The organism is Pantoea sp. USMM079, from assembly GCF_037153115.1.
Lineage (GTDB): Bacteria > Pseudomonadota > Gammaproteobacteria > Enterobacterales > Enterobacteriaceae > Pantoea > Pantoea communis.
This window is the reverse complement of sequence record NZ_JBBCKX010000002.1, coordinates 196,630-217,912: the sequence shown is the minus strand read 5'-3', so window position 1 is coordinate 217,912 and position 21,283 is coordinate 196,630. Positions and strand designations below refer to the sequence as shown.

22 protein-coding genes are annotated in these 21,283 nt (G+C 53.7%); 9 read left to right on the top strand and 13 right to left on the bottom strand.

Annotation, left to right across the window (positions count from 1 at the left end):
- Positions 1-86: 86 nt before the first annotated feature.
- The 4 genes from WFP70_RS05535 to WFP70_RS05520 form a co-directional block, all read right to left on the bottom strand.
- Positions 87-1,355, bottom strand: a complete 1,269-nt coding sequence (locus WFP70_RS05535; RefSeq protein WP_337022878.1) for a sensor histidine kinase — start codon at positions 1,353-1,355, stop codon at positions 87-89.
- On the bottom strand, positions 1,352-2,053 hold the full coding sequence (locus tag WFP70_RS05530) for a response regulator transcription factor (RefSeq protein ID WP_337022877.1): 702 nt from the start codon (positions 2,051-2,053) through the stop codon (positions 1,352-1,354). The genes WFP70_RS05535 and WFP70_RS05530 overlap by 4 nt, the downstream gene beginning before the upstream one ends.
- Before the next feature lie 67 nt (positions 2,054-2,120).
- Positions 2,121-2,480, bottom strand: coding sequence for an NUDIX hydrolase (locus WFP70_RS05525; RefSeq protein WP_337022876.1), 360 nt, complete (start codon positions 2,478-2,480; stop codon positions 2,121-2,123).
- Positions 2,477-3,067, bottom strand: coding sequence for an NUDIX domain-containing protein (locus WFP70_RS05520; RefSeq protein WP_337022875.1), 591 nt, complete (start codon positions 3,065-3,067; stop codon positions 2,477-2,479). The genes WFP70_RS05525 and WFP70_RS05520 overlap by 4 nt, the downstream gene beginning before the upstream one ends.
- 82 nt (positions 3,068-3,149) lie before the next feature.
- Between WFP70_RS05520 and WFP70_RS05515 the strand changes: the two genes are divergently transcribed.
- The 5 genes from WFP70_RS05515 (at position 3,150) to WFP70_RS05495 (ending at position 7,881) form a co-directional block, all read left to right on the top strand.
- Positions 3,150-3,899, top strand: a complete 750-nt coding sequence (locus WFP70_RS05515; RefSeq protein WP_058961276.1) for a DeoR/GlpR family DNA-binding transcription regulator — start codon at positions 3,150-3,152, stop codon at positions 3,897-3,899.
- 155 nt (positions 3,900-4,054) lie between these two features.
- Positions 4,055-4,945, top strand: a complete 891-nt coding sequence (locus tag WFP70_RS05510) for an oxidoreductase (protein ID WP_337022874.1) — start codon at positions 4,055-4,057, stop codon at positions 4,943-4,945.
- Positions 4,946-5,126: 181 nt separating this feature from the next.
- Positions 5,127-6,098, top strand: coding sequence for an ABC transporter substrate-binding protein (locus WFP70_RS05505; protein ID WP_337022873.1), 972 nt, complete (start codon positions 5,127-5,129; stop codon positions 6,096-6,098).
- Between the two features lies 1 nt (position 6,099).
- The gene (locus WFP70_RS05500) at positions 6,100-7,122 is read left to right on the top strand and encodes a FecCD family ABC transporter permease (protein ID WP_337022872.1); all 1,023 of its coding nucleotides are present in this window, start codon (positions 6,100-6,102) and stop codon (positions 7,120-7,122) included.
- A gap of 3 nt (positions 7,123-7,125) precedes the next feature.
- Positions 7,126-7,881: an ABC transporter ATP-binding protein gene (locus tag WFP70_RS05495; protein WP_160833243.1), complete on the top strand. Its 756-nt coding sequence runs from the start codon at positions 7,126-7,128 to the stop codon at positions 7,879-7,881.
- Between the two features lie 252 nt (positions 7,882-8,133).
- Here WFP70_RS05495 and WFP70_RS05490 read toward each other — a convergent pair whose 3' ends face one another.
- The 4 genes from WFP70_RS05490 to WFP70_RS05475 are packed head-to-tail and all read right to left on the bottom strand — an operon-like array spanning position 8,134 to position 12,616.
- A complete protein-coding gene (locus WFP70_RS05490) occupies positions 8,134-9,303 on the bottom strand; it encodes a dihydrodipicolinate synthase family protein (RefSeq protein ID WP_337022871.1) in 1,170 nt (389 codons plus the stop codon).
- 16 nt (positions 9,304-9,319) lie between these two features.
- On the bottom strand, positions 9,320-10,561 hold the full coding sequence (locus WFP70_RS05485) for an MFS transporter (protein ID WP_097117783.1): 1,242 nt from the start codon (positions 10,559-10,561) through the stop codon (positions 9,320-9,322).
- Between the two features lie 59 nt (positions 10,562-10,620).
- A complete protein-coding gene (locus WFP70_RS05480; protein ID WP_337022870.1) occupies positions 10,621-11,454 on the bottom strand; it encodes a sugar phosphate isomerase/epimerase family protein in 834 nt (277 codons plus the stop codon).
- 10 nt (positions 11,455-11,464) lie between these two features.
- On the bottom strand, positions 11,465-12,616 hold the full coding sequence (locus tag WFP70_RS05475; protein WP_337022869.1) for a Gfo/Idh/MocA family protein: 1,152 nt from the start codon (positions 12,614-12,616) through the stop codon (positions 11,465-11,467).
- Between the two features lie 247 nt (positions 12,617-12,863).
- On the opposite strand from WFP70_RS05475, the gene WFP70_RS05470 reads away from it, so the two are divergent.
- Entirely contained in the window at positions 12,864-13,499 is a 636-nt protein-coding gene (locus tag WFP70_RS05470; RefSeq protein ID WP_249221793.1) for a TetR/AcrR family transcriptional regulator, read from the top strand.
- A gap of 4 nt (positions 13,500-13,503) precedes the next feature.
- Here the strand turns inward: WFP70_RS05470 and WFP70_RS05465 are convergent, their stop codons facing one another.
- The 5 genes from WFP70_RS05465 to WFP70_RS05445 all read right to left on the bottom strand — a co-directional run bounded on the left by WFP70_RS05465 (position 13,504) and on the right by WFP70_RS05445 (position 18,302).
- On the bottom strand, positions 13,504-14,274 hold the full coding sequence (locus tag WFP70_RS05465) for a 3-hydroxybutyrate dehydrogenase (protein ID WP_337022868.1): 771 nt from the start codon (positions 14,272-14,274) through the stop codon (positions 13,504-13,506).
- 14 nt (positions 14,275-14,288) lie between these two features.
- Positions 14,289-15,680 carry a GntP family permease gene (locus tag WFP70_RS05460; protein ID WP_337022867.1) on the bottom strand — a complete coding sequence of 464 codons (1,392 nt, stop codon included), beginning with the start codon at positions 15,678-15,680 and terminating at the stop codon, positions 14,289-14,291.
- 66 nt (positions 15,681-15,746) lie between these two features.
- Complete coding sequence (locus WFP70_RS05455) at positions 15,747-16,931, bottom strand: acetyl-CoA C-acetyltransferase (protein WP_337022866.1); 1,185 nt, start codon at positions 16,929-16,931, stop codon at positions 15,747-15,749.
- The gene (locus tag WFP70_RS05450; RefSeq protein WP_337022865.1) at positions 16,928-17,596 is read right to left on the bottom strand and encodes a CoA transferase subunit B; all 669 of its coding nucleotides are present in this window, start codon (positions 17,594-17,596) and stop codon (positions 16,928-16,930) included. The genes WFP70_RS05455 and WFP70_RS05450 overlap by 4 nt, the downstream gene beginning before the upstream one ends.
- Positions 17,583-18,302: a CoA transferase subunit A gene (locus WFP70_RS05445; RefSeq protein ID WP_034822730.1), complete on the bottom strand. Its 720-nt coding sequence runs from the start codon at positions 18,300-18,302 to the stop codon at positions 17,583-17,585. The genes WFP70_RS05450 and WFP70_RS05445 overlap by 14 nt, the downstream gene beginning before the upstream one ends.
- 146 nt (positions 18,303-18,448) lie before the next feature.
- Here WFP70_RS05445 and WFP70_RS05440 point away from each other — a divergent pair, with 146 nt between their 5' ends.
- The 3 genes from WFP70_RS05440 to WFP70_RS05430 all read left to right on the top strand — a co-directional run bounded on the left by WFP70_RS05440 (position 18,449) and on the right by WFP70_RS05430 (position 21,256).
- A complete protein-coding gene (locus tag WFP70_RS05440; RefSeq protein WP_283216038.1) occupies positions 18,449-19,348 on the top strand; it encodes a LysR family transcriptional regulator in 900 nt (299 codons plus the stop codon).
- A gap of 648 nt (positions 19,349-19,996) precedes the next feature.
- Positions 19,997-20,695, top strand: a complete 699-nt coding sequence (locus tag WFP70_RS05435) for a LuxR family transcriptional regulator (RefSeq protein WP_237449301.1) — start codon at positions 19,997-19,999, stop codon at positions 20,693-20,695.
- 18 nt (positions 20,696-20,713) lie between these two features.
- Positions 20,714-21,256, top strand: coding sequence for a fimbrial protein (locus WFP70_RS05430; RefSeq protein WP_034822726.1), 543 nt, complete (start codon positions 20,714-20,716; stop codon positions 21,254-21,256).
- Positions 21,257-21,283: the final 27 nt, after the last annotated feature.

Here is a 21,283-nt window from a genome sequence, read left to right as displayed (position 1 = left end):
ATTCATCCTTTGGTTGCAATAGGGCGTGAGTTAAGCCCAATGATTGCAACACTCCCTTGTAAATCCTGTTTTTATCCCCGGTAAAGTTATGTAACAGCGAGCGGAATGCGTACATTAAAACAGGCACCGCCCCCAGCACGATTCCTCAGTGTGATACTGCCTGCATGGTATACGGTGATTGAGCGGACTAATGCGAGACCTAAGCCGGAGCCGTTACCACTTCGGCTTAAACGATAGAACGGCTCAAAGACCTGCGCATGTTCCGCTTCCGGGATCCCTGGCCCACGATCTTTTACTTGTAGGATAAAGTGACCATCACCGTTGTCATTGAGTTCGACCTGAATATTACGTCCGGCGTAATGCACCGCGTTTTCGATCAAATTTCGCAGGAGACGCCGCAACAATCGCGCATCGACTTCAGCAACGATATGTGCGGCGTTCAATTCAACCTGCGCACGCGCGCACTCTTCAGCAGCAATGGCTGTAACATCAACACATTTCAGCTCACCGTTGATCACATTGGGCGATAACTCCAGGCGGCTTAATGTGAGAATTTCTTCTACAAGAGCATCTAATTCCCCCACGCTGCGTTGTAATTCACGTCCTGGAGCAGAATCAGTTTGCTCTAGCAGTGCTGCTGCCATTTGAATTCGCATCAAAGGCGAGCGTAGTTCGTGTGAGGCATTGGCCAACATGGTTTTTTGCGATTGCACCAGTTGTTCGATCTGGGTGGCAGAACGGTTAAAGCTCTCGACTAACTGCGCGACTTCGTCTCGTCCGGCCACAGGCATGCGTGTTCGAAGATCCCCTTTACCCAGCGATTCAACACTGCGCTGAAGGGATTCCAGTCGTGCCGTTAAACGCCGGATGACTGGGAAAGAGATCAGTGCAACGCTGGCCGCGAGCAGCAACAGCATCAGGATAAAAAACCACGGACGCTTCTGCCGGTCACTACTGAACTGAATGACCAATACGCGTTTATCTTTAAGCTGCCAGACAAAGCGCATCCCGTACCAATCATCAAACAACCCACCATGTACGACACGTTTTGGAAACGCCAGCGGAGGACTCAGCGGACGGCTCAATGGCGTGCCATCGGCAGCGAATAGCGCAAAGCGTGTATGAGCTCGTGCGATCCATTGGTCAATGGCGGCGGATTGCACCTCAGGAGAAGCGGTCGCAGGGGGTAAATTTTTCTCCACTAGCCCGGAAAAGGTGGCGAAGGCGTCGATATGGCGGTTGTTATCATCACTCCATAACCAGAGCGCAATAGTACATGCCACAACCAGCAACAGCGCGCAGCTGAAGGCGGTGAAAATTTGCAAATGAATGGGTAAATCGGTGATGCGCTTCATGCACCAGGCAACACCGAAAATACATAGCCCACACCACGTACGGTGATAATACGTTTTGGCACACGTGGATCGTCTTCAATCATTTGACGAATGCGGCCAATGTGCACGTCAATCGCACGGTCAAAACTTTCATAGCTTTCACCACGGACTGACTGCCAAATCTGTTCCCGGTTCAACACCCTGCCGGCATTCCGGGCTAATGAAACTAACAGGTCAAACTGCAATGAGGTCAGAGAACAGGTATTCTGGTTCAACATGACCGTGCGCGCAGCAGTATCAATTTCCAGTGAGCCAGAACGAATTAAACCTGTTTCACGAACTCCGTTGCCCGACTTAATACGTCGCAGCACCGCACGCATGCGCGCCAGCAATTCTCGGGGCTCAAAAGGTTTTGGTAAGTAATCATCTGCACCGACTTCTAGCCCGATAATCCTGTCTGCAGGGTCGCCTCGCCCCGTCACCATAATGATGGCGGGTTCATGCAAACACTGGCTACGAATGTCACGGCAAAGCGCCAGACCGTCAGCATCACCTAGCATCAGGTCTAACAGCACCACATCGTAAGCGTGCTGCTTCATTTTTAACTGCGCGTCCTGCGAACTGGCACTGTGTTCAACCTTGAATTCATACTGCGTCAGATACGGCAGAATCATTCCTGCCAGCCTGAGGTCATCTTCTATCAACAGAACCGAGTTCATCGCTCATCACCCAATGTAGGTACACCGATGAGTTACAGACAGCAGTGCCAGTCTATAAGTTTCCTGTTTATCTCTGTACCGCTGGAATCTCATCGATATCGCTGAATATACTCAGCCCCAAAGCCCTGGCGACTTGCACATCCTTATCCGCACCCGTTGAGGCGCCGGGCATGCGTAAAACGGCATTACAGCTTTGAATAAGACGATGCGCAACGGGATAGAGGAACGCTTCACTGATTTCATCCCCAATCCGCTGTGAACCCGCCGCGCTGGCGAGCGGTAACGCCAGCCATTCCCCAATCACGGGCGTGTGACCTTTTTGATAAACCTGTAACGCCATTTGATCGAGTTTCTGCATGTTTCGCTCGATCAGTTGCCTGTCGCCATCTGTACCACTGCGAACCGGGCCTGCAATCAAAATCATCATTGCGCGTGCTCCTCAAATTGTCTGTTTAACGCCAGGTGTTGCAGCAACATAATGGTCTTAGCATCCTGGATTTCACCGTGACGAACCGCCGCCATCGCGCGTGCGAAAGGCCACTCCAGTACTTCGATATCTTCCCCCTCTTCCTCCAGACCGCCGCCAGCATGCTTTCGGTCGCCATCGTGATATTCCGCGATAAAGAAAAACAACTTCTCCGTCACCGAACCCGGGCTCATATAAGCCTCCATCACCTTCTCAATATTTGTGACAGTGTAACCAGTTTCTTCTTCTGCCTCGGCAATAATGCGCGTTTCCGGCGAGGCGTTATCCAGCAAACCGGCTGCGGCCTCGATCAAAAAGCCATCATGCCCATGGATAAAGATGGGAAAGCGGAATTGCCGTGTCAGGACGACTGTCTGTTTATGGCGGTTATAAAGTAGAATCACCGCACCATTGCCACGGTCGTAAGCTTCGCGGCTTTGCTGTTGCCAACTGCCGTCGGCACGCTGTAAATCGAAGGTGTATTTTTTTAAGGTGTACCAGTTGTCGGATAACAACTGCTCACGAATATTGCGCACTTTATGCTGCATGTTTGGTCTCCCGATGGCTGACAAAACAGACGTTATCATGCATAATCGTGCACATACAAGAAAAAACACGAATGAGAAAATTATGCTTTCCAGTCAACGTAAACAGCAGATATTGACGATTCTTGCCGATGAGCAGCAAGTGATGTCTAGCGAGCTTAGCCAGCGCTTTAGCGTCTCTGAGGACTCGATTCGCCGTGACTTAAGGGAGTTGGCCAGCGAAGGATTACTGCAACGTGTCCACGGGGGTGCGCTGCCGGTTTCTGCTGCTATTGCCCCTTTTGAAACACGCAAAAACGTGCAAATCAGTTCCAAGCGCCTGATCGCGCAAAAAGCGGTGCAACTGATTCAACCGGGTCAGGTGGTGATCATTGATGGCGGTACAACCACAGCGGAAATGGTGCAACTGCTGCCCAAAGAACTGGCTTTTACCGTGGTGACCCACAGTCCGAGTATTGCCGTCGCCCTGGTTGATTTTCCTCTGGTTGAGGTGATTCTGATTGGCGGCCAACTGTATCGTCACTCGGTGGTTGCCGTGGGATCAGCGGTGATCGAAGCCATTGCACACATCAATGCAGACCTGTTCTTTATGGGCGTCACCGGAGTACACAAAACCGCAGGGTTAACCACGGGTAATTACGAAGAAGCCGGTGTGAAACGTGCACTGGCGGCGCGTGCGGCGGAAACGGTGGTGATGGTCTCTAAAGAGAAACTCAACTCAGCATCGGCGTTCGCCATTGGCGATCTGTCACTGGCCAGCACACTGATTGTTGATGGAGAACCTGATGCTGAGATGCAGCAACTGCTACAACAGAAACAGATTGCCCTGCTGTAATTCGCCCTTTCAAGGCAGGCGTTGAGTGATTATCCCGCGCTATGATTTTTCTATCTGGCCGATGGAACGCACATCATTCAGTCACAATGCCAGGCTGTAATAGAGAGTTTTCGCTGACCCTGAGGGCAGCACTGGATAAACAGGAGAATAGCTGCATGACTGAGTTTCCAACCATCGCCCTTGTCGGACCCGGCGCCATCGGCACCACTGTGGCTGCCGCGCTGCATGAAATGAATCGCACGCCAACACTGTGTGGGCGTACGACACATACACAATTGCTGCTGCGCCACGGAGACGGTGAGGTTGTGGTGCCTGGCCCGGTGCTGAGCAATCCTGAAGCAATCGCCAGGCCCTTTGATTTGGTGTTTGTGGCGGTCAAAACCACCCAGGTGGCGGAAATTGCACCCTGGCTGGCGGTGTTGTGCGATGAGAATACGGTGGTGTGCGCGCTGCAAAATGGCGTGGAGCAAGTTGAACAGCTGTCTCCATTAGTCAATGGCGCAACGGTACTGCCTTCTGTGGTGTGGTTCCCGGCTCAGCGCGAGCCTGATGCCTCGGTGTGGTTACGCGCGAAGCCGCGCCTGACTGTGCCCGACGTCGCGCCAGCACAGCGTATTGTGCAAGCACTGCAAGACTCGCGCTGTGCGGTCGAATTGGAGGCAGATTTCCTCACCATTGCCTGGCGCAAACTGTTGCAAAACGCCGTCGCCGGTTTAATGGTGCTCGCCAATCGCCGCGCCGGGATGTTTCAGCGCGAAGATATCACCGAGCTGGGTCTGGCCTATCTGCGGGAGTGTATGACTGTGGCGCGTGCGGAAGGCGCCAATCTGAGCGACAACGTGCCGCAGGAAATTATGGCTGGCTTCCATCGCGCCCCGGCAGATTTAGGCACCTCGATCCTGGCGGATCGTCAGGCCAATCGCCCGCTTGAGTGGGACATCCGTAATGGCGTGGTGCAGCGACGCGGTAAAGCACAAGGCATCGCGACACCGATCAGTGATGTGGTGGTGCCTCTGCTGGCGGCAGGAAGTGATGGTCCGGGTTAAGATCAGAGTGAAGTCCGGGCCACGGACTTCGCTTCAACAGCCTTAACACTTAACACTCACAATGGGTATCAGAATCAATTGACATGAATACATCAGACTTGCCATTATGTTACGTTATAACATAACACTACGTAATCGGTAAATCATGCGCACTTTTTCGACCCGCCTTTTAGCACTCATAATGGTATTCAGCAGTTCAGCCGCACTGGCTTCTGCCTTTCCACTCAACATTGAAAACTGCGGTAAAACGGAAACCTTTTCACGACCACCTGCACGCGTGGTGACCATTGGTCAGCATGAAACAGAACTCCTTCTGGCACTTGGCCTGGAGAGTAAAATCGCGGGAACCGCCGTCTGGTTCGGCCCTCTCACCTCTGAATTAGCACAGGCTGGCAATGGTATTAAACGCCTCGCGGACAACTCACCGGGGTTTGAAGCCGTCGTCGCGCAAAAACCTGATTTGGTTTTGGCGCAGTACAGTTGGCATGTTGGGCCTCAGGGTGAAGTCGCTACTCGCGATCAATTCGAACAACTGGGCATCAAAACCTGGATTTCACCTGCTGATTGTCAGGGCAAATCGGTCACCGCCACTTCAAACGGCGACGGTGCGCGCGTGAAACCTTACTCGATTGAGGTGATTTATGATGAAATCACCGCGCTTGCCGACATCTTCGATGTGACGGAGCGTGGCGAGGCCTTAAAGGAGAAGTTATCTGCACGAATCGCTCAGGCACAACAACAGGCGGCGCTTCACACCAGCAAACCCCTTAAGGTGGTGTATTGGTTCTCAAGCACACGCCTTAAAGGCGATCCGTGGATCGCAGGCAGTGATGGTGCGCCGGGCTGGATCAATCAGACTCTAGGCCTCAAAAATATCATTGATTCCACCGATGAATGGCCCGCCGTGAGTTGGGAACATATCGCACAGTCTCAGCCCGATATCATCGTCATCGCCAGCATGGATAGAAGGCTGTATCCAGCCGATGATGTCGCCATAAAACAGGCTTTTCTCACCAGCGATCCCGTTACACGCGAAATGAGTGCGGTCAAACAGGGTCATATCGTGATCGTGCCAGCGATGTCACTCAATCCATCCCTGCGCAATGTCGATGCTGTTGAGCTGATCGGTCAGCAGATTGCCGCGTTTAAATAGTATGAATCGAGCTTACCCATTTAAGATCGGCTTTATTTTTCTCGCGGGCTTTATCAGCTTGCCCGTAATGATGATCTTCTCATCCAGCATTGGCGATATGTCCATTTCATTGAGCGCCACTTTCCAGGCGATCACCAACGGGGTGGGCTTGACGCATTATGATCTCCCTCCCGTTGAAGCTGGCATCGTCTGGCAATATCGGATGAGCCGGGCCTTTATGGCCGCCTGCAGTGGAGGTGGCTTAGCGATTTGTGGCCTGGTGTTGCAATCGTTGTTAAGAAATCCGCTGGCGGAACCCTACCTGTTGGGTATCTCTGCGGGTGCTTCCACCGGGGCCGTAATGGTGATGCTGCTGGGTATTGGCAGCGGCGTGTTGACGGTTGGCAGTGGTGCCTTTGCCGGCGCTTGCCTGGCATTTGGCTTGATCATATTGCTCTCACGAGGGATGGGGGAAAACACCGGGCGCATCATTTTGGCCGGGATTGCCGGAACACAGCTGTTCAATGCGCTCACGTCTTACATCGTCAGCACATCAGCCAATGCGGAGCAATCGCGCGGTGTGATGTTTTGGCTCTTAGGCAGTTTAAGCGGCGTTCGTTGGCCAGATGCCGTTCTGTGCGCCATCGTCATCTTCAGCGGATTTGGGGTGATCATGTGCTATGCACGCACGCTGGACACGTTTTCATTTGGTGTCGATGTCTCGGTAACGTTAGGTACTCCGGTTGTGAAAGTGCGGGTGGTGTTGCTGTTGATTACGGCATTCATCACGGCGGTGATTGTCAGCTCAATTGGGGCGGTGGGATTTGTCGGATTGGTCATCCCGCACGTGACCCGCATGCTGGTTGGACAGCGACATCTTATCACCCTTCCCGTGACATTCCTGTCGGGCTGCCATTTCATGATCCTTGCCGACTTGATGTCGAGAACGTTGATCGCACATCAGGTTTTACCCATTGGCGTGGTGACTGCATTAGTGGGTGCCCCTGCTTTTGCCTTCCTTCTCTATCAACGAAAGGGCAACTAAACGATGACGATATCGGTCAGTGACCTCAGCGTCCAACTTCAAGCGCGCCGCATCCTTACCACGGTCTCCTTCGACGCAGCTCAGTCTGCAACCGTAGGTTTGCTTGGGCCCAACGGTTCAGGAAAATCAACGCTACTGCGTGCGCTGGCTGGGCTAATGCCTGATTCGGGCGCGAAGATAACGCTCGGCGAACTGAGGCTGAACCAACTTTCGCGCAATCAGCTGGCGCGCAAACTGGCCTTTGTCCCGCAACACGCCGAAGCCGATGATGAACTCACGGTGATTGACATTATTCGTCTCGGGCGCACACCTCATCGTGGCGCATTCCAGTTCTGGACGGCAGAGGATGCCAGCGCCGTTGACGAGGCGGTGGCGTTAATGCAACTGGAAAATTTGGTCGACCGCTGCTGGCAACGATTATCCGGCGGTGAGCGCCAGCGTTGCCAAATCGCCCGCGCACTGGCGCAAAAACCGGATGTTTTACTGCTGGATGAGCCCGTCAATCACCTCGACATCCAATTCCAGCTTGAATTGATGCGTCTTATCTCTTCGCTGCCCGTGACGGTGGTGATTGCTCTTCACGATCTGAATCTGGCGGCAAAATATTGCCAACACCTTGTGGTACTCGATCAGGGTCGTGTGGTTTCAACGGGTAAGCCCAAAGCAGTACTCACACCCGAACGCATACACACAACGTGGCGGGTTCAGGCGCAGATCACGACATCAGCACAGGGTGCGCTCAATATTCAATACGTATGAGTCAGCGCTTGAAGCCCACGGCTATACAGCCATCAGGAAACGGTATGTTCAGTAACAAAATATTCCTGCAATAATGGACTGCCACAATCGTGGTTGCAGTACATACACGCGCGTCACCTACGAGATTATTCGATAGCCGCTGCTATCAAGCCCGCCAATGGCGGGCTTTTTTTCGCTCTAACCGAGTGAGTCTTCTTTTCCGTCAGAAATCCGGACGGCTTAAATAGCCTCTAATCGCGTTAAGCCGAAAGGCTAAATACCGTGCAACTTCGCCAGCGACCACATGCGTTCAGCAGCCACATCCGCGTTATTCAACAAACCAGCCTCGTCCGCCAGTCTAAAGGCTTCAGAGTAGTGCGTCAGACTGCGCGCACTCTGCATGCCGCCCAGCAAGGTGAAATGCTTCTGATGGCCATTCAACCAGGCCAGGAACACGATGCCCGACTTGTAATACTGAGTGGGTGCCGAGAACAAATGGCGTGCCAGCGGCACTGTCGGTGCCAGTATGCGTTCAAAGGTGACGCGATCGCCCTGCGCTAATGCATGCAGTGCGCTGGTGGCGGCCGGTGCAATGCCGTCGAGAATGCCCAGTAGCGCATGCGAGAAGCCTTGCTCATCACCGGCGATCAGTTCGGGATAGTTAAAGTCATCGCCGGTATACATTTTGACGGAAGCCGGCAGCTGGCGCCGCATCTCAATTTCTCGATCTTTATCCAGCAAGGAGATTTTTATCCCCTCCACTTTTGCCTGATTTTCGCGAATCACCGCAAGGCAAACCTCCATCGCACTGTGAATTGTCGCGCCACCCCAATAACCGCGTAGTGCGGGATCAAACATGTCCCCCAGCCAGTGCAAAATAACCGGCTCACGCACCTGGCGCAGAAGCGTGCTGTAAACGGTGATGTAATCCTCTGGCCCCTTAGCAATGGCAGCGAGCGCGCGACTAGCCATTAAGATAATACGGCCGCCACAGACTTCGATTGCTGAGATTTGCTGCTCATACGCGGCAATCACATCCTGTAAGGTCAGTTGGGAAAAGTCCGTCAGATGATCGGTTCCAGCCCCGCTGGCGACCCGTGCCCCCGGATACGCTTTCGCTTGCTCAACGCTGCGTTTTATTAGCTCCAGCGCGGTTGGCCAATCCAGCCCCATGCCGCGTTGCGCGGTATCCATGGCTTCCGCGATGCCCAATCCCAGCGACATTAAATGATGGCGATATTCCAGCGTGCTGTCCCAGTCAATCGCCATATCGCTATGCGGATTTTGCATGCGCTGCGGGTCGGCAACCACATGCGCAGCGGCATACACGTCACGGTTAAATAGCGGTTTCGCCGGTACGCTCCAGTGGCGCTCACCCTGCATGATGTAGCTGTAGGGCTGACCGTTGCGATCCAGTAAACGCACTTTATTGCTCACAGACATGGTTCTGTTCCTTATTTCAGTGTTTTGCCAGATGCCCGGACGGCATCACATTCTGCGAACTGTTGTGGCTTCCGATAGGCAGGCGACGCACCCCCAGCAATACCAGGCTGCTGCAGATAATGACGCAGGCGGCGACCAGCCAGACCGGTTGCAGGGTGTAATGCTGCGCGTAATAACCCGCCACAATTGGCGAGATGCCGCCCGCCGCCATCCCCATATTCATCACAAAGCCGATGGCGGAACCGCGCAGAGAAGGCGGCACCAGTTCAGCAGTGAGCGAGAGAACAATGGGTGTAATCGGATAGCCAAGGAAACCGAGGATCAGCACCAGCACAATCACCAACGGCACCGAAAGATTGAATGCCATGGCGGCCATCACCAGCCCGCTGATAAAAGTAATGGTCATCAGAATGGTGCGACGACGTTTGAAATCGCCCTTATCGCAGTAGCGCCCCAATACAAAACCGCCCAGCGCACCGGTAATGCCGAGCAGACTGGCGATGGTGCCTGCAGTGCCAATCGACAGATTTTTTACCTGCATCAAATAGCTCGGTGCCCACAGCAGCACAATCCACCAGCCTGCCAGCAGCACGAAATAGAACGCAGCCATCAGCAACACCGGCGCATGGCGGAACAAGGTTTTTAATGGCACTTTTTCCGCTGCCTGGCGTGCAATCAACTCGGCAGGTTTACGATCATTTTTTACCAGCACCAGATACAACAGCGCCACCAGCATGCCCATGGCACCCGCCACGTAGAACACCACGCGCCAGCCAAAGATCGGACCGAGCATGGCGCCCATCCAGGTACCGAGGAACCCGCCAATCGGATACCCCATCCAATAGAGTGACATCACGGTGGTGCGCTGTTTTTCGCTGGTCACGTTGGCCACTTCGAGCGAGGCGGCAGGCCAGAAGATGCCCTCACCGATGCCCGTCATCACGCGGTAAAAAATCAGGCTGGTCATGCTGCCGGCGACACCCGTTAACAGTGTCGCCAGTGAAAACATCATCAGGCCGAGAATCAATACCGGTTTGCCGCTTAACTTGTCGGCGATAATGCCGGAAATGAACAGAAAGACGATGAAGCCAAAAAAGAAGGAGGAGAGCAGAATGCCACTCTCCGCTTTACCGAGACCAAACTCTCCAGCGATCAGCCCGATGGCTGATGACACCGTCATGCGATCCACCGAGTACATCATGTAGCCAAGGCCGCACAGCACGGTGACCAGAATCATTTTGCGGGTATCTGTATTCATCTTTTCCTCGACAATGTCTGTGACCGACGAAAACAGCTTTTCAGCTCTGTCAGATACGGTTAACCGTGCGCCAGATGGCGAGCCTTGCAGGTCTTAAGCACCTCATCTGGGTCCTGAGTCCACCAGTTCAGGCGGGAGAAAATTTCCACTTCATGTAGTCCGCGATAACCCTGGGCTTCTACCGCTTCCCGCATGGCGCGGATATCGATAACGCCATCGCCCATCATGCCGCGATCTTCCAGCAGATCCCGCGTAGGCGTGAGCCAGTCGCAGATATGAAACGCCAGCAGCCGTTTCAGACCCGCACGGGCGATTTCCTGATAAAACTCAGCATCCCACCAGGTGTGATAAACATCGACGGCAATCCCCAGTCCATCGTCACCCAATTCATCGCAGAGATCGTTAGCCTGCTTCAGGGTGTTAATGCAGGCACGATCCGCCGCGTACATGGGATGCAGCGGTTCAATCGCCAGCGGCATGCCGCCCGCGCGGGCGTACTCCAGCAGAGCACTGAGTCCATCACGCACTTGCTGGCGCGCCCCCGGCAGATCTTTCGAACCTGGCGGCAAACCGCCGACCACCAGCACAAGGCACTCTGCGCCCAATTCCAGCGCTTCATCCACCGCTCGCTGGTTGTCGGCCAGGGTCGCCTGGCGTGTTTGCTGATCAACGCCGGGAAACATGCCACCTCTGCAGTAGCCACTCACCCGCAGATCGTGATGACGAATCAGCCGCGCCGCTTCTGCTAAACCGATGTTTGCTACCTGATCGCGCCACGGCGAGATGCCGCGAATCTCATGGCGCGCACAACCTTCAATGATTTGGCGTAAATCCCACTGCTGGCGCACGGTCGCCGTGTTGAGCGAAAGCTGTTCGGAATGGGGACGACTCATGTTCGGCTCCTTAGCGTTCCAGCGATGGCACATCAACCCAGCGACGCTCTTTCCAGCTTTTCAATGCCAGATCGACCAGTTGCAGACCTTTGGCTCCTTCCAGCAGATCCCAGCGATATTCCCCTTCGCCCCAGACGTGGCGTAAAAACAGCTCCCACTGCACTTTGAATGCATTGTCGTAGACCTGGGTATCCGGCACGCTGGCCCAGTCATCGAAGAAGTTATGGGTTTGACGGATATCCGGATTCCAGACCGGCTTTGGCGTATTGACGCTAGCCTGCGTAAAGCAATCGCTAAGGCCAGCCACCGCTGAACCGTTGACACCATCCACCTGGAATGTCACCAGATCATCGCGGCGCACGCGCACGCACCATGAACTGTTGATCTGAACAATCGCGCCGTTGTGCAGTTCGAAGGTGGCGTACACCGCGTCATCCGCCGTGGCGTCATAAGGTTGCTGCTGTTCATCCCAGCGCTGTGGAATGTGGGTTGCGCCGATGCAGCTCAGGCTTTTGATTTCACCGAACAGGTTGTCGATGACGTAGCGCCAGTGGCAAATCATGTCGAGGATAATGCCGCCGCCATCTTCGCTGCGGTAGTTCCAGGATGGACGCTGGGCCGGTTGGCGATCGCCTTCAAATACCCAGTAGCCAAATTCACCGCGCACCGATAACACGCGACCAAAGAAGCCGGATTCATTTAGCAAACGCAGCTTTTGCAGACCCGGCAGCCATAGCTTGTCCTGCACCACGCCGTGACACACGCCTTTTTCTTGTGCGAAATGGTATAGATCCAGCGCATCATCCAGCCCCATCGCTACCGGCTTTTCCGAATAGACGTGTTTCCCCTTGCTGATGGCTTTCTTCAGCAACGCCGGACGTGCCTGGGTGGTGGCTGCATCAAAAAAGATGATGTCATGCGGATTATTCAGTGCTTCATCAATGTTGGTTCCCCAACGTTCGATACCAAATTCCCGCGCCAGCGCAGCCATTTTTTCCGCGTTGCGGCCAATCAGAATCGGATCGGGCATCAATCGGTCGCCATTGGTCAGCGCCACACCGCCCTGCTGCCGAATCTGCACAATCGAACGGATGAGATGTTGATTTTTACCCATTCGCCCGGTCACGCCGTGCATGATGATGCCCACTGGAATCTGCGCCATGTATTCACCTCAAAGTCGTTTGTGATGGAAGTAACACGTTCAACATCTATTTCAACGCTCCGCCGTTCGCTGATTCATAATCAATCAACTAACTGGTTGATGACGACACTATAATGGGCAGAAAGAGACCTGACTTTGATCGAATTCACATAACCAACTAGTTAGTTGAAAATCTTTTGCCCTTGTTTTATGCGCAAAAAGAGGCACTATAATGCTCAGTAAAACAGTGATATGTGGGGATTCTGCTTTGGTTGATCGTGTTGCGAGTAACATTGAGGATGTCACGGATAAGCAGGTGCGGATACTGATGGCCGCGCGCGCTGAGTTCGCTGAGAAAGGATTCGACGGTGCACGCGTTGATAGCATCGCCGAACGCGCTCATGCCAATAAGCAACTGATTTACTACTACTTCACTAACAAAGACATTCTGTTTACCCGCGTGCTGGAAGAAGCCTATCGTGACATTCGCGAGCAGGAAGCAGCCTTAAAGCTCGATCACCTCCCCGCCGATCAGGCAATTTTGCAGCTGGTGGAGTTTACCTGGCACTATTACCTGAAAAACCCCGAGTTCATTCGCCTGCTCAACAGTGAAAATCAGCTCAAGGCGCGGCATCTCAAAGATTCTGACATCACCGTGCAGATTAATCAGAGCTGGAGCAGTATTACCCAGCAATTGCTGCAACGAGGACGCGCCGAAGGAAACGTGCGCGAGGATATCGATGTGATGCAACTCAACATCAATATCTCCGCGCTGGGCTTTTTTTATCTGATCAATCAGTCAACGCTGTCGATTATCTACCAGCAGGATCTCAGTGCCAAAGCGGCGCTGGATGAGCGCCTGCGCGTGATGAAAGAGTGTATTGCCGCGTGGATAAAGCCGTGATGCATTACTGCGCCAGCCAGCCGCCATCCATGTTCCAGGCGGCGCCGCGTACCTGCGCACCGCCTTCACTGCACAGAAACAGCACCAATGCTCCCAACTGCTCAGGTGTAACAAACGCCTGAGCAGGTTGTTTTTCTGACAATAACGCCAGGCGCGCGGTTTCGGCATCCTCGCCGGCTGCAATGCGTTTATCGATCTGCTGCTGCACCAGCGGCGTTAGCACCCAGCCCGGACAGATGGCGTTGCAGGTGATCGGTGATTGGGCATTCTCCAGCGCAATCACTTTTGTCAGCCCTACCACCCCATGCTTCGCAGCGACATAAGCGGCTTTCTCTTTCGATGCCACCAGCCCATGCACGGAGGCGATATTAATGATGCGCCCCCAGTGACGTGCCTGCATACCGGGTAATACGGCGCGACTGGTGTGGAACACCGAAGAGAGATTGATGGCAATAATCGCATCCCACTTCTCTACCGGGAAAGATTCCACCGGCGCGGTGTACTGAATACCGGCGTTGTTCACCAGAATATCTATCGCACCATACTGCGCTTCCGCCCACTCAATCATCGCGGCGATTTGCTGCGGATCGGACATGTCTGCCGCGTGATAATCCACTGTTGCCCCGGTGGCCGCGATAATCGCTTTCGCGTGTTCCACTTCGCCAAAACCGTTGAGTATCACCGTGGCGCCCGCCAGTGCCAGTTGCTCAGCGATACCTAATCCGATACCGCTGGTAGACCCGGTTACCAGTGCCACTTTTCCCGCTAATTGCATCGATTCATCCTCCTTCAGACAATGCCGGTGAGGTAAAACACCCCAATCACAAACAGCACGGCCAGACTTTTGATAATGGTGATGGCGAAGATGCCACCATACGCTTCTTTATGCGTTAACCCCGTGATCGCCAGCAAGGTAATCACCGCGCCATTGTGTGGCAGTGTGTCCATCCCGCCGCTGGCCATCGCCGCCACGCGGTGCAGCACTTCCATCGGAATCCCCGTGGCCTGCGCCGCCTGCACGAAGTGTTCTGCCATCGCTGCCAGCGCAATACTCATCCCACCCGATGCCGAACCGGTGATCCCCGCCAGCACGGTAATACTGATCGCTTCATTGAGCAGCGGGTTGGGAATCGCCTGCAGCACGCCAGACAGCACGACAAATCCCGGCAACGCAGCGATTACCGCACCAAAACCGTACTCGGAGGCAGTATTCATCGCCGCCAGTAACGCACCGGCAACCGCTGTGCGACTGCCTTCTGCCAGACGACCACGAATGTTGAGCCAGCCAAAAATCAGCACCACCAGAATGCCGCTGAGCAGCGCCGCCTGTACTGCCCAAATCGCGGTGGTTTTCTTAATATCGGTGAGAATCGGCGTGGGATTTCCCGGTAGCGTTACGCTGCTCTGCGCGCCGTACCACGACGGGATCCACCAGGTGAAGCAGAGATTGAGCACCCCGACCAGAATTAGCGGCAGAATGGCGATCAGCGGATGCGGCAAACGAATATCTTCTGCTGTTTCTGGCTCATTCTTCAGGTTAATGCCATAGGGTTCCTGGTTGGCCTGTGCCCGACGGCGTTGCCGATCCAGCCACAGTAAGCCCACCACAATAATGAAGAGTGAACCGATCAACCCCAACCATGGCGCAGCCCAGGCGTTAGTGCCGAAGAAACTGCCGGGAATGATGTTCTGGATTTGTGGCGTGCCGGGCAGTGCATCCATGGTGAAGGAGAACGCACCTAGAGCCACCGTTGCCGGAATCAAGCGCTTAGGGATATTGCTCTGACGAAACAGTTCTGCGGCAAACGGATAAACAGCAAAGGCCACTACAAATAGCGACACGCCGCCGTACGTCAGCAGTGCGCACACCAGTACAATCACAGGGATGGCATGGCGACGCCCCAGCAGCGCAATGGCCGCCGTGACGATCGAGCGTGAGAAGCCGGATAGCTCAATCAACTTGCCAAAGATGGCACCCAGCAGAAACACCGGGAAGTAGAGCTTCACAAAGCCCACCATCTTTTCCATAAACAGACCGCTGAACACCGGCGCGACCGCAGCCGGTTCGGTTAACAGCACCGCTAACAGCGCGGCAATCGGGGCGAACAAAATTACGCTATAGCCGCGATAGGCGGCTAACATCAGCAACCCAAGCGCAGCGAGGGCAATAACGACACTCATGTTGCTTCCTTATTATTTTGTAGGGTTGAAGGTAAAGACATTGCCAATAATTTGAATCGGTCCGCCTCAATCCGGGCGTTCAACCGCCAGGGCGACGCCCATGCCGCCGCCAACACACAGCGTTGCCAGACCGCGCTTCAGCTCACGCTGCTGCAAGGCATGAATGAGCGTCACCAAAATGCGGCAGCCGGAGGCACCAATCGGATGACCCAGCGCAATGGCACCGCCGTTGACATTGACCCGTTCCGGCTGCCAGTTAAGCGCTTTGCCTACCGCCAGAGCCTGAGCGGCAAAGGCTTCGTTAGCTTCGATTAAGTCCACTTGATCCAACTCCCAACCAGCCTGTTTCAGGGCTTTGTTGGTCGCAGCCACCGGGCCGATACCCATCACCGCCGGATCCACGCCAGCAATGCCGCTTCCGGTCAATCGCGCCAGCACCGGTAACCCCAATGCGGCGGCGCGTGATGCTGACATCAACAGCACGGCGGCCGCGCCATCATTCAGGCTGGAAGCATTACCTGCGGTCACGCTACCGTCCTTTTTAAAGGCGGGATGCAAACGCGCCAGCCGCTCTGCTGAACTGTCCGCGCGTGGCTGTTCATCTTCACCGATCACCAATGTCTCGCCTTTAGCCTGCGCCACCGCGACAGGCGTGATTTCGGCGCGGAAGGCGCCCTGTTGCTGTGCCGCCACCGCTTTCTGTTGGGATTGCAAGGCAAACGCATCCTGATCGACACGGCTGATGTGGTATTCATCGGCCAGATTCTCGGCGGTGATCCCCATGTGATAGTCGTTAAACGCATCCCATAGACCATCGTGGATCACGCTGTCCATCAGTTGACTGTGCCCCAAACGACAGCCGCCACGCGCATCCGGCAACAGATAAGGAGATTGGCTCATGCTCTCCTGACCGCCCGCGATAATGATCTCAGCGGCACCGCTTTGAATGGCTTGTGCGGCCTGAATCACCGCTTTCAGCCCTGAGCCACACACCATGTTCAGCGTGCTGGCTGGCACGCTGTAAGGTACACCCGCCGCCACGGCCGCCTGGCGCGCAGGGTTTTGCCCGCATCCGGCGGTGAGTACCTGCCCCATAATGACCTCATCGATTAGCGCGGGATCGAGCGCGGTTTGTTTCAGCAGTGTGGCGATCACCTGCTGGCCCAGTTCCGCTGCAGTCAGAGACGCCAGCGCACCGTGAAAACGGCCGATGGGCGTGCGGGTGGCTGCCACAATCACACATTCGTTCATGATGCCTCCTTTGAAAAACGCATTTCACGGACATCATCGGCGATGCGTAATTGCCCGGCCGTCTTTGCACGGATCTCATCCAGCGTGACGCCCGGCGCATACTCACGCAGCACAAAAGCGCCCTCTTCAATCTCCAGCCAGCCGAGTTCAGTAATCACTTTACGAATACAGCCGACGCCGGTAAGCGGCAAAGTGCATTCGGACAGCAGTTTTGATTCGCCATGCTTTGATGCGTGCGTCATCATCACGATGATGTTTTCAGCACCCGCCACCAGATCCATCGCACCGCCCATGCCCTTGACCATTTTTCCGGGGATCATCCACGATGCGATATTGCCGCTGACGTCCACTTCCAGCGCGCCCAGCACGGTCAGATCAACATGGCCGCCACGAATCATGGCGAACGACTGCGCCGAATCGAAGATTGCCGCACCCTTTCTTGCGGTCACCGTCTGTTTGCCGGCGTTGATCATGTCGGCATCCAGTTCGGCTTCGGTGGGAAACGCCCCCATGCCCAATAAACCGTTTTCCGACTGCATCATCACGTCCATGCCATCAGGCACGTAATTGGCCACCAGCGTCGGCATGCCAATGCCAAGATTGACGTAATCGCCATCGCGTAGCTCCTGCGCCACGCGCTGCGCCATCTGTTCACGCGTGAGCATGTGCGCCTCCTTCACTCAGGGTGCGTTTCTCAATGCGTTTCTCGAAGTTGCCCTGTATCAGGCGATCGACATAAATGCCCGGCGTATGGATTGCCGCCGGATCCAGCTCACCCGGTGCCACAATCTCTTCAACTTCCACCACAGTGACACGGGCAGCCATCGCCATCAGTGGGTTAAAATTCTGTGCGGTGTGGCGATAGATCACATTGCCGTACCAGTCCGCTTTCCAGCCTTTGACGATGGCGAAGTCACCGCGAATCGCCTGTTCCAGAATGTAGTGGCGCCCATCGAATTCTCTGACTTCTTTGCCTTCTGCCACGGGCGTGCCATAGCCGGTGGCCGTATAAAATGCGGGGATACCCGCGCCGCCTGCGCGCACTTTTTCCGCCAGCGTCCCCTGCGGCGTGAGAATCACTTCCAGCTCACCGCTCAGCATCTGCTGCTCGAACAGCGCGTTCTCACCGACGTAAGAGGCGATCATGGTTTTGATCTGCCGATTCTCCAGCAGCAGCCCGAGGCCAAAGCCATCCACTCCGCAGTTATTCGAGACCACGGTCAGCCCCTTAATGCCCTGCTGACGAATTTCGGCGATGAGATTTTCTGGAATGCCGCACAGGCCAAATCCCCCCGCCAGCAGCGTCATGTCGTCTTGCAATCCAGCCAGCGCCTGCTGATAACTGGTGACGCGTTTGTCTAATCCTGCCATTGCTGTACATCTCCTCAGCTCACCGAATAAAGCCATCCTCGCGTCACAAAAATGATTTGTTAATTTTGTTTTTATTGGCCTTTCATTTACTTTTCTTATTAATATTCCGTTAATCGTTGTTTTACATAAAGTTAACAAATAGAAAAATGAAAATGACTATCAAGCAGTTACGCGCGTTCTTAGCGGTCGCTCACACTTTGAGTTTTGCTCAGGCCAGCGAACGTCTGGCGATTTCGCAACCGGCGCTGAGCCTGGCGATCAGCGGATTAGAAGAGGCGTTGGGTGGACCGTTGTTTATGCGCACCACCCGCCACGTATCACTGACGCCGGAAGGTGAAATCTTTTTTCCCATGGCGCGACGATTGCTGGCGGATTGGGAAAATGCCGAAGAAGCGATGCATCTGCGTTTTACGCTGCAACTGGGGAAAGTGTCGATTGCCGCCATGCCCTCTTTTGCTGGCAACCTGCTGCCTGCGGTGCTGAAGGCTTTTCGCCAGCGCTATCCCGGGGTCAATATCGCGGTGCATGACGTGATCAATGAAACGGTGCTGGAGATGGTTCAGGAGGGACGCGTGGAGATGGGTGTCGCCTTTGAGCCCGAACTGGCCGATGCGCTGCACTTCACCCCGCTGGGTAGCGACCGCTTTGTTGCGGTGGTGCCCGCTGATAGTCCGTTAGCGAAAAAGCCACAGCTGAGCTGGCGTGAACTGCTGCATCTGGATTTCATTACCTTGCAGCGTCCTTCGGCGGTGCGTCTGCTGCTTGAGCAGTCACTGGCACAGGCAGGAAGAAGACTCGACGTCGCTTACGAAAGTCATCAATTGGTCACCGTGGGCAAAATGGTCGCCAGTGGATTGGGGGCCAGCGCCGTACCTGCTCTCTGCATTCAGCAGATGCGAGAACTCGGCGCGGTATGCGTGCCGCTGGTCGCACCTCAAATTGAGCGGCGTGTGGGCATTTTGCGCTTGAAGCAGCACCAGCTCTCGCACGCTGCTGCCGCTTTGGCGCAAACCATGAGTGACGAATGTCGCTGGCCCGACTCATAATTCAGCGATAATTCACAACGGAACCTCAACCAGACAATATTTGTCGCCTGGTCTTCCTAAATGCACAGTCGTTTTTTATCAATTAAATAAACACCAGACATTAACAATTGATTTAGCCAAATAAAATATTTTTTAGATAAATCATAGCCAGTAAGTTGAACCCTCATCCGGTTTGATTAATTGCACTAATCAAAGCGGTCACAAGATTGCTAATGATATGTAAAAATCTTCTCCGCGCGGACATTTTAAGATCAAATCCACCCTGCTTTAGATGTAAGAATAATCCTAAGAGAGATAAATATCCCCTTCCGTAAGGTGAACTTCATTACTCAATTACCTCGCCGCATCACAACCCACAGACCAGAGGCAGTTTTCATTACATCAAATAAAAATTAAAAATCCTGAATTCTTACTTTTCACACCAAAGATAATCAGGCTCAACACTGACGAACATCCAATTATTTAGCAATTAATGCTATCTAAATTTTGATCCTGAAAGCCGATTTTCACCATTAATCCTGGGGGATTTAGAAAGTTCTTAACTCTATAGGGGTATGAAACGATGACGATCATGCCAAGTTGAGAAAAGACAATGGAATTTTAAAAATCACCATCCCGTACAACCTAAGACTTTTCTGAGGGTAAGAAATGACTGATTTTCTTAACTCGTTGAATAAAAACAATTATCCTGCCAGGATATCCGCAGCTCTTACAGGAGCGGATGAGTTTGTTATGAAAAATACCACACGAGAGGACTTACGCTGTGCCAGTTGCAAATATGGCTGCCAGCTGACGAACCGAAACAACGATATTCTTAATCGCTGTCCAATACAAAAAATTGCGATTTGGCCGGGGAACAATCATTTCCTGATTAAAGGTGTACTTTCATTAGTCGCTGGCCGCTATGAAAGTGTGTTTTGCCGGGGATGTATATTCGTTGATTTTTCGCGAGAAAACTTACGTTATCTCACCAATAAAAACTGGATTGATTATCTGAAATCCACCGGACTGACCATCGTTTTGGTCTCCGACCGACCGCTGGCCGCTCTGGCTGCACACTGGATAAAGAGAGAGGGAATCCACTCCGTTATTTATTGTGAAGACCGGTTAGAGGATATCAAGAAAGTGATAAACAGTACCTATTATGGTTTAAAAGGAGGCGCAACAAGGAGAGTTAATGCATTGTCGAATGAGGAAGTGACCTTTCTGGATTTAGCCTTGAAAGGGAATTCACTTTCTGCCATTTCGATAGCAATGAACCATGAGATGAAAAAAATTTACAACATCAAAGATTCGATTCGACGAAAGACCGGTACCAGCCTTAATCAGCTGATCTCGGGTCACTAAGTAAAAGGATTACACGAAATGACGCAAACACATAAAACACTGCTTTCACTGGTTATCACCGGTGCCCTTTTCTCGACTTCTGCCGTTGCAGCGTCCGATAACACCATTAATTTCCAGGGTGAAGTGGCTGATGAAACCTGTTCCATCTCGGTGAATGGCAATGCTGCCTCACCGGTGGTGCTGATGCCCACCGTGAGTAAATCCGATCTGGCTGCCAGTGGTGATGTCGCTGGACAAACCGCCTTTACCGTAGGTTTGACCGGTTGTACCGGCAACTCAGCTTCCTCAACAAAAATTTCAACGGTGTTTGTCGGCAATAACGTGACGGCCAATGGCAACCTGGCGAATACCGGCACCGCAAAAAATGTTGAGGTCCAACTGGTGGACAGTAAAGACGCGGTGATTAACCTGACGGGCGGCTATACCGGTGATGGCGACCTGACGCTTGCCGCCGATGAGACCGAATCCTCGGCCACTTATAACGCACAATATTATGCCAATGGTGTCGCCGCTGCCGGAACCGTGGCTGCTTCATTACAATACGCTGTGACTTACCAGTAATAATTAATCAGCGTACGTTCGGATATC